The organism is Roseibium sp. (genome assembly GCF_039982295.1).
Classification (GTDB): domain Bacteria; phylum Pseudomonadota; class Alphaproteobacteria; order Rhizobiales; family Stappiaceae; genus Roseibium.
Genome location: NZ_JBDWYP010000065.1, coordinates 1 through 4,677 on the forward strand (window position 1 = coordinate 1; position 4,677 = coordinate 4,677).

Below are 4,677 nucleotides of genomic sequence, written 5' to 3' on the forward strand. Positions count from 1 at the left end.
GCTTGGCAGGCGCAGCCCTGATCGGGCATGCTGCTGCCGGGTGATATCGGTCCACATGTGCAACTCCGTCTTTCTTCGCAAAATCGACAGAACCACAAGTAACTGATATCACTCAAATTATTTATCGGTCAGGCTCTTAGAAAAAATTAAAGGTATATCTGTCAATGTTATGCCATCGAGAGAGTTGAATTCTCGGTCAGGAATTTGGCGAGCGTCTGCAGGGAATGTCCAAGAGATTTGTCGCGACTTACTTTTTGGCAGCTTGCAGCTTGATGCTGCTGGCATCGCTGCAGCCCGGAGATTCGGGAAAGATTGCGGTGTTTTCCGGCCCGTGGAGCGACACTGCTCCTGATATTGTTGCACGCGCGGGCGGCAGAATTGTCTCGACCGATTCCTCTGGGTGGATTGCTGTCTCGGTCGTGGAAGATGAGGGCCTGACTGGACGTCTTTATTCCTACGGAGCAGTTTTTGTAGCGTCATCGATCGTCGCGCAAGCCTGTGCCGGGCTGACGAGATGGGCTGGGGAGAGTGAAATATGAGTGAGAATGTGACGCAGAGTTCGGGTCTGGACGCCCTACGTACTTCATTTGCGAAGTACATCATCTTTTTCATCTGGGCGAACGTCATTTTGGTGATGGTCGCGACCGCATGGAATGGTACCGCACCTCTGGTCGTGATTTCCGGGGCCGCGCTATTGCTTGGAGCGGGAGCAACTGCGACTTGGCTCAAGTTTAAAAACGGAGCCGAGACAAGAATTGCGACTGCCATTTCTCTCGCAGCACTCGTTGCTCTTTTTGTTGCCGGTATGGCCAGTGCAGACCCGACCACCTCCTATCAGCTCGATGCACACATGTACTTTTTTGCCATGTTGGCGATCCTGGCGGGCTGGGTCGATTGGCGCGCCTTGGTCGCATACGCGGGCGTTGTAGCGGTTCATCACCTCGTTTTGAATTTCGCACTTCCCTGGGCGGTCTTTCCGAATGGAGCCGACTTTGCGCGAGTTGTCTTTCATGCGGTTATTGTTGTCGCTGAAGTCGCAGTACTCTGGTGGACTGTTGCGCAGCTTGAGAAAGCATTTTTCCTTTCGGATAAGGCGCGCAGCGATGCGGAGGCGGCGCAAATTCAGGCCGCTTCCATGCAGCAGGCGGAAGACGCCCGCATGAATGAAGAACGTGAGCGGCAGGGCCGAGTTGGCGAGCGGATTTCTGAGTTCCGGCAGGAAATTGAAATCAAGCTGTCTGCGGTTACGGAGCAGGTTCGCGCCATGCGCAGCGCATCCCAGGATCTCGGTTCGGTCGCCGAGGACACATCCGGCCGTGCTGCCGTTGCAGCGGATGCATCTGATACCGCGTCTTCAAATGTGCAGACCGTTGCTTCAGCAGCGGAGGAGCTGTCCTCTTCAATTGGAGAAATCTCCCGCCAGGTTGAGCAGACGACAGGCATCGTTGCCCAGGCAACGGACGGTGCGCAGACGAGTAACCAGAAAGTGGCAGGCCTTGCAGAGGCGGCAAATCGCATCGGCGAGGTTGTGACCCTCATTCAGGCAATTGCCGAGCAGACCAACCTTCTTGCGCTCAACGCGACCATTGAGGCCGCGCGCGCCGGCGAGGCAGGCAAGGGCTTTGCCGTCGTGGCCGCCGAGGTCAAGGAACTGGCCAATCAGACGTCCAAGGCGACGGAAGAGATCGGTGCGCAGATTTCGGCGATCCAGAACGAAACCAAGGACGCTGTCGAGGCGATCGGTGCGATCGCAGCAACCATGGATGAAGTCAATAATTACACGTCTGCCATTGCTGCAGCCGTTGAGGAGCAAGGCTCTGCGACCGACGAGATCTCTCGCAACGTTGCAGAAGCTGCAAATGGCACAGGGCTGGTCGCGTCCAACATTGGCGGCCTGAGTGAAGCGGCCGAGCGCACCACGGCGTCGGCTTCGACCGTTGCTCAGTCCGCTGAAGAGCTGGAGCGCGAAGCAGAGCTCATGCGCGCTTCGGTTGACGCTTTCCTCAGGGACGTCGCCGCTTAAGGTCTTCGACCATTTGATCCGTGACACGGCCGCCCCGGCGACGGGGCGGCCGTTTCCTTTTGCGCATGAGCCGTCGTGCTTGACCCTTGCGTTCTGGAGTGCCAAGAGCCAAGGCAGATCGGCCGGCAGAGACTCATGGATGAGGATCGGGCACCAAGTTGGCAGTTTCAGATTTTCCCATGACATCGTGCGTTCTTGAAAACGGCTCTGTCCTTCTCCTAGATTGCTTGCGGGAAAAGCGTGGGCGCCTTTTCGTGGAGCCTCAGCAGGTTCTCGCCTGTCTCGCACTCGACGATGTTGCATCCACGCTGAACGCCGTGGATGAGGCGGTGGCCGCCGGCTTTCACGTCGCTGGCTTTCTTGCCTATGAACTCGGATATGCCTTTGAAGAGAAGCTGAGAAGGTCCTTTAAGGAGAAAGGAGAGCTTCTGGCCTGGTTTGGGATCTACCGGGAGGCACCGCAGGTTCTTGATCTTGAAACATGCCGCGACCTGCTGGCGCGCTCGTCGGATGGGCAGATCGCGTCCCTGGGGACGCCTGAGTTCGATTGGTCGGCGGCAGAATACGAAGAAGCCTTCCGTGAGGTTCAAGAACACCTCGCTCAAGGCAATATCTATCAGGTCAATCTGACGCTGCGGGCGCGGTTCGCACACAAGGGGCCTCCGGAGGCGTTGCTGCTTGACCTGCTTCGCAAACAGCCTGTGGCCCATGCCGCCTATCTCAAATTGGAAGACAGAACAGTCCTTTCCCTGTCGCCGGAACTGTTTTTGGAGAGAAAGGGTGATTGCCTGCGCACTCGCCCGATGAAGGGGACCGCGCCTCGAGGGCGGACCACCCGGGAGGATGAGCGCATATCCCGCGAGCTGTCCGCAGACCCGAAGCAGCGGGCCGAGAACACCATGATCGTGGATCTCATGCGCAATGACCTGTCACGGATCGCAGAGCCCGGTTCCGTCAACGTGACGGCGCTCTGTGACGTCGAGCGGTACAAGAGCCTTCATCAGATGACGTCAACTGTTGAGGCGAGGGTCAAAAAGGATGTGCGGTTTTCCGAAATCATCGAAAGGCTCTTTCCCTGCGGTTCGATTACAGGCGCGCCAAAACTCAGCGCGATGATGATTGCGGATCGGTTGGAGACCTCACCGAGAGGTGTCTACACCGGCTCCATCGGCTTTGTCGAACCAAGCGGTGATTTCAACTTCAATGTCGCCATCAGAACATTGGTTCTGAAATCGGACGGGCAGGGGGAGGTTGGAACCGGATCAGGTGTCATTTTCGATTCCGGAGCCACACCCGAGTACGACGAGTGTCGGCTGAAGCTGAAATTTCTTTCAGGTGAGGCGCCGTCATTCAGCCTCTTTGAGACAATGGCCTTCGCGCCCTCAGATGGCTTTTTGCTGCTTGAACGGCATTTGGCACGCCTCTCCGACTCCGCCGACTACTTCGGATTTCAATACGATGAGAGAGCTGTCAGTGCTGCTTTGAAAGCGGCGGCAGGGGATCTGCCAGGTCCGACACGACTGAAGGTACAGTTGTCTGAAATGGGTCAGATTACGATCTCGCACACGCCCCTTAGCGCTGTCGCCAAAGACGAGGTTTGGGATGTTGTGGTCGGCTCTGAAACTTGCCACTCGTCGGATGTGTTCCTCTATCACAAGACCACAAACCGTACCTTCTATGATGAGGCCCGTGCTGCATATGCTGAAGAGACGGGTTGCCAGGAAGTTTTGTTCCTGAATGAAAACGGCTTTCTGACCGAGGGCAGTTTCACCAATCTTTTCTTGAAGAGAGACGGAAAGCTGCTCACGCCTGCCATCAAGCATGGACTTTTGCCAGGAACGCTTCGCGCGGGTTTGCTTGAACGCGGCATGGCGGCAGAAGCCGACCTGACATTGAAAGATCTTCAGCGCGCTGACGAGATCTACGCGGGCAATTCTGTGCGGGGATTGGTGTCGGTACGATTGATCGAACTAAAGCTGTCTTAATCCGCCTGGGTCTGCCATGGCACAAGCTCGAGTTCAGGCCACTGTTCTTTCATCCTCGCACCTTTCTCCTGATATGTCTGGCGGTTGTCGAAGGCGTGGTTGAGGACCAGTCTCATGCCGAATATATTGGAAAGACCAAAGGGGGCGTGGATATCGAACCGGCCATCATCTCTCAGTCGAACGGCCACGGCATGCGTTCTGGAGGCAGAGTAGGTCAGCGACTCCATGGAGCAACTCAAAGGCGGGTAGGGCCTTCCGAATCTTTTCTCGTACCAGAGGTGCACTCGAGCCTGGTTTTTGGTTTCCAATCGGTCGGCGAGTAGAGGCAGACCCGTTCCGACGGCGTTGATGACAGCGTCCTCGCCGTCATAAGACAAGTCGGCGCCGTCGAAATAGATGATGTCGTAGTCTTTGATACCATGACCGGCCGGACGCTCGGTGAGGGCATTCCAGACCGTCTGGTAGACACCGCCGGAAACAAGCCATGCATCCGGTAGCTCGAGGGACTTGATGGTCGTCAGGATCGCCATGTGAACCGCCCCGGGTTTGCCGGAGGCTGTTTGGTTTAAGTTATGCTGCCACCGCCGGTTGATCCTGCGTGGCGTAGTATCGTTCCTCCGCTTCAGCCGGAGGGATGTTTCCTATGGTCTCCAGAAGACGCCGGTGATT

General features: G+C 56.6%; 4 protein-coding genes. 3 read left to right on the plus strand and 1 reads right to left on the minus strand.

Annotated elements, in window-relative coordinates:
• Nucleotides 1-224: 224 nt before the first annotated feature.
• The 3 genes from ABJZ52_RS14630 to pabB all read left to right on the plus strand — a co-directional run bounded on the left by ABJZ52_RS14630 (nt 225) and on the right by pabB (nt 4,008).
• Complete coding sequence (locus ABJZ52_RS14630) at nt 225-539, plus strand: hypothetical protein (protein WP_348208108.1); 315 nt, start codon at nt 225-227, stop codon at nt 537-539.
• Nucleotides 536-2,023 carry a methyl-accepting chemotaxis protein gene (locus ABJZ52_RS14635; protein WP_348192190.1) on the plus strand — a complete coding sequence of 496 codons (1,488 nt, stop codon included), beginning with the start codon at nt 536-538 and terminating at the stop codon, nt 2,021-2,023. Before ABJZ52_RS14630 ends, ABJZ52_RS14635 begins: the two co-directional genes overlap by 4 nt.
• A 179-nt stretch (nt 2,024-2,202) precedes the next feature.
• The gene (gene pabB / locus ABJZ52_RS14640; protein ID WP_348192191.1) at nt 2,203-4,008 is read left to right on the plus strand and encodes an aminodeoxychorismate synthase component I; all 1,806 of its coding nucleotides are present in this window, start codon (nt 2,203-2,205) and stop codon (nt 4,006-4,008) included.
• On the opposite strand, the gene ABJZ52_RS14645 is transcribed toward pabB, so the two are convergent.
• Entirely contained in the window at nt 4,005-4,538 is a 534-nt protein-coding gene (locus tag ABJZ52_RS14645) for a nucleotidyltransferase family protein (RefSeq protein WP_348192194.1), read from the minus strand. The two genes, pabB and ABJZ52_RS14645, sit on opposite strands and share 4 nt — an antisense overlap.
• Nucleotides 4,539-4,677: the final 139 nt, after the last annotated feature.

Coding starts and splice junctions, on each gene's coding strand:
- ABJZ52_RS14645 (WP_348192194.1), bottom strand. CDS start 4,538: ATGGCGATCCTGACGACCATCAAGTCCCTCGAGCTACCGGATGCATGG.
- pabB (WP_348192191.1), top strand. CDS start 2,203: ATGACATCGTGCGTTCTTGAAAACGGCTCTGTCCTTCTCCTAGATTGC.
- ABJZ52_RS14635 (WP_348192190.1), top strand. CDS start 536: ATGAGTGAGAATGTGACGCAGAGTTCGGGTCTGGACGCCCTACGTACT.
- ABJZ52_RS14630 (WP_348208108.1), top strand. CDS start 225: ATGTCCAAGAGATTTGTCGCGACTTACTTTTTGGCAGCTTGCAGCTTG.